This is a genomic window from Falsiroseomonas sp. RANM36, from assembly GCF_056682175.1.
In genome coordinates, this window is the sequence record NZ_JBWXTD010000026.1 from 1 (window position 1) to 3,440 (window position 3,440).

The 3,440-nt window shown below is 69.9% G+C and carries 3 protein-coding genes; all 3 read right to left on the reverse strand.

Going from position 1 to position 3,440, the window contains the following annotated elements:
* Positions 1 to 266: hypothetical protein (locus tag AC1MIR_RS27615; RefSeq protein WP_480031375.1), on the reverse strand; the 266-nt coding region annotated here is incomplete at its 3' end.
* Positions 267 to 371: 105 nt separating this feature from the next.
* The gene (locus AC1MIR_RS27620; RefSeq protein WP_480031376.1) at positions 372 to 1,736 is read right to left on the reverse strand and encodes a metal-dependent hydrolase family protein; all 1,365 of its coding nucleotides are present in this window, start codon (positions 1,734 to 1,736) and stop codon (positions 372 to 374) included.
* Positions 1,737 to 1,930: 194 nt separating this feature from the next.
* Positions 1,931 to 3,298, reverse strand: a complete 1,368-nt coding sequence (locus AC1MIR_RS27625; protein ID WP_480031377.1) for a metal-dependent hydrolase family protein — start codon at positions 3,296 to 3,298, stop codon at positions 1,931 to 1,933.
* Positions 3,299 to 3,440 lie beyond the last annotated feature (142 nt).

A 3,440-nucleotide genomic window follows, 5' to 3' on the forward strand; every position in this document is an offset into this window, starting at 1 on the left:
GGGGGGGGCCCCCCCCCCCCCGCCGGGGCGGGGGGCGGCCCCGGGGGGCCGGGGGGGGGGGGGGGGGGCCCCGCTGCCGCCTGACCGGAGGCGGCCAGCGCGCGCACCCGCGCGATCGTCGCCAGGTCGGACAGCTGGTCCTCCGACAGGGCGGCGAAGGGATCGTCGAAGGGTGCCGCCGCCCGCGGGAGGAGGTCCGACCACTGGATGGTGCGGAACTCCTCGGCGCGCGCCGGCAGAGCGGCCAGGAACAGCAGCAGTAGCATCGCCAGGCGCCGGAGAACCGGGCCGTGCGCCCTTCCTGCGCGCCGCGCGCCATGCGCGGCGACGCCGCGCACCGTTCCGCCGTCACCCATGACGCCGCCGCCCCGTCAGCCGAGCGTGTTCTTGTGGATGCGCCCATCCTTCATGATGAGCGGCATGTTCTTGCCGCCGTCGCCGAGAATCCTCACGTCGTCCAGCGGGTTGCCGTCGATCAGGAGGATGTCGGCATAGGCGCCCTGCCTGATCACGCCGAGCGGGCCGCGCGAATAGGGGTTGCGCCTGCCGCACAAGGCCAGCAGCTCGCCATTGTTGCCCGTGATCATCCGCAGCATCTCGATGGTGCTGAACCAGTTGGAGAACCTGGCCAGGAAGCCGGCCTGCTGCTGGTCGTTGGTCTGCGGCGTGAAGACGAGGTCGGTCCCGTAGCCCATCTTGACGGTGTGGCGCTTGAGGTATTCGGCGGTCTTCTTCCACGCCTCCACGACCTCGAGATACTTGGCCCACTGGATGTCGTTCGCGAACGCCCTCAGGTTCTCGTCGTACTCGAAGGGCTGGGTGACCAACCAGATGCCCCGGTCGGCCATCAGCTTGGCCGTATCCTCGCTCATCATCTGCCCGTGCTCGATGCACTTCAGGCCATTCTCGATCGCCCTCCGGATGCCCCTGTCCTGGTAGACATGGGCCGTCACGTAGGTGCCCCAGTCCGCGGCGGCGTCGACGGCGGCCTTCACCTCCTCGCTGGTGAACTCGACCACGTCGAGCGGGTCGAAGACGGAATACACGCCGCCGCCCATGGTGATCTTGATCTGGGTGGCCCCCTGCCGGAGGTTTTCCCGCACGGCGGTCAGCACTTCGGCGGGGCCATTGACGACTCGGTCCATGGCCATGATCGACTCACCCATGGGGACCGAACCGCCGAACATCCTCGGCGTGTCGAAGGCGAGGGACCGGTCGGCATGGCCGGAGGTCTGCGAGATCAGCCTCCCCGACAGGAAGAGTCTCGGCCCTTCGATCAGGCCCTCGTCGATCGCCTTCTTGACCCCGAAGCCCGGTCCCCCGGTGTCGCGGCAGCTGGTGAACCCGCGCATCAAGGTCTTCCGCGCTTCGACGACCATCGCCGCATGGGTGTAGTCCGGCTGGTCGGTCATCCAGTTGTTGCCATGGATCGCGGACATCATCGTGTGCCAGTGCGCGTCGATCAGGCCAGGCATCAGCGTCCGCCCGCCGGCGTCGATGACCCGCACGCCGTCCGGCCGCGGGAGGTTCCGGCCGATGCGGGAGATCAGGCCGTTCTCCACCAGCACCTCGGATCCGGTGACGAGATCGGGCGAGTGGCCGTCGAAGATGCGCGCGCCGCGGAACAGGGTCGGTGGGGGAGCGTTCTGCGCGCGCGCCCGCGTCGTCAGGATCGTCGCGATCGCCAGGGTGCCCGTGCCGGCCAGCAACCCACGGCGCGAAACCATCTTGGTCATCCTGGATGTCCTCCGCTCTCTGTCGTCGTCATGCGGTCATGCCCTGGCGGCCCGTCCCGCCCGGGAAAGCGTTCGTCGAGGCCGGAGAAGACGCGGCCGAGGACCGCGCGACGCGCGGACCGACGATCATCCCCCGGCCACTTGCGGCCAGGTCGTGTCCGGTTCCCCCGTCGCCGCTCATCGCCGCCGGCCCGTCAGCCGAGCGTGTTCTTGTAGATGCGCCCGCCCTTCATGATGACTGCGAGGCTCTGCTGCGGCCGCGACAGGATCGTGATGTCGTCGAGCGGATTGCCATCCACCACCAGCATGTCGCCATAGGCGCCCTGGGCGATGACGCCGAGCGGCCCGGCGCGATAGGGATGGCGCAGCCCGCTCAGCCGCAACAGCTCGGCGTTCTCCGAGGTCGCCTGCTTCAGGATCTCGAGGGCGGAGAAATGCCGCGCGCGCGCGACGAATTCGAGCGACTCCTGGGCCTGGACGGCGGGCGAACCGAACAGGTCGGTGCCCCAGGCCTGGCGCACGCCATACTGCTTTGCCAGGCGGTACATGCTTTCCGCCGCTGCCGAGACCTCGAGCAGCCTCGCCGCCGCCGGCGTGCCGGCGAGGCCGAACTGCTCGGGCGTGAGCGAGGTGAGGTGATACTGCGTGCTCAGCCAGACGCCCCGCTCCTTCATCAGACGGATCGTGTCCTCGTCGATGAAGGGGGCGTGCTCCACGCTCTTCACGCCGGCCTCGACGGCGTTGCGCACGGCTCGGTTCGAGAAGGCGTGCACCGTCACATAGGTGCCCCAGCCCTCGGCCGCGGCGACAGCGGCGCGCAGCTCCTCCACAGAGTATTCCGCGATGTCCACCGGATCATGCGCTCCGGTCACGCTGCCGCTGGCCATCACCTTGATCTGCGACGCGCCAGAGCGCATCGCCTCGCGCACGGCCGCGCTCACCTCCGCCGGCCCGTCCGCGATGAGCGCCCATCCGTAGATCGCCGCCCGGTCCGGCACGCCGGCGAAGCGCCACGAGAGCCGGTTCATGCTCGGGTCGAAGTCGCCATGCCCGCTGGTCTGGGAGATGAAGGGCCCCGACGGCAGGATGCGCGGCCCCGGCAGCACGCCCTCGTCGATCGCCTGCTTGAGGCCCGCGGAGGGGCCGCCCACGTCGCGGACGCAGGTGAAGCCCCGCATCAGGAAGGCTTCCGCGCCGGCAGCCGCAAGCGCACCGACGTAGGACCAGCTGTGCTGGTAGATCACCCGGTCGAAGCTCGCATTGACCATGGTGTGCACATGCGAGTCGAGCAGGCCCGGGATCAGCGTCCGTCCGCCCGCGTCGATGATCCGCACGCCGTCCGGCCGCTGCAGGTTCGCGCCGATGCGCGAGATCATCCCGTTCTCGACGAGAACCTCGGCGCCGGTGACGAGTTGCGGGGAGCGGCCGTCGAAGATGCGGGCGCCGCGGATCAGGATCGGTGCGGGCGCGGTCTGCGCGCGAGTGCGCGCCGACAGGACCGTCGCGACGGCAAGGGTGACAGTGCCGGCAAGCAAGCGGCGACGCGTGGCGGTTGTCGTCATCTCGTGTGCCCTCCTCAACCGCCGTCCTGCCGCCCCGGCGATCGCCTCCGGCTTCGGGTCGGCCCAGATGCAGGGAACGGTAGGCAACGGGCCTCGTCGGGCCGTAGTCATTTCCCGCCAGTCCGGCGGGCCGCTATCGGCC

Coding starts and splice junctions, on each gene's coding strand:
- AC1MIR_RS27625 (WP_480031377.1), bottom strand. CDS start 3,298: ATGACGACAACCGCCACGCGTCGCCGCTTGCTTGCCGGCACTGTCACC.
- AC1MIR_RS27620 (WP_480031376.1), bottom strand. CDS start 1,736: ATGACCAAGATGGTTTCGCGCCGTGGGTTGCTGGCCGGCACGGGCACC.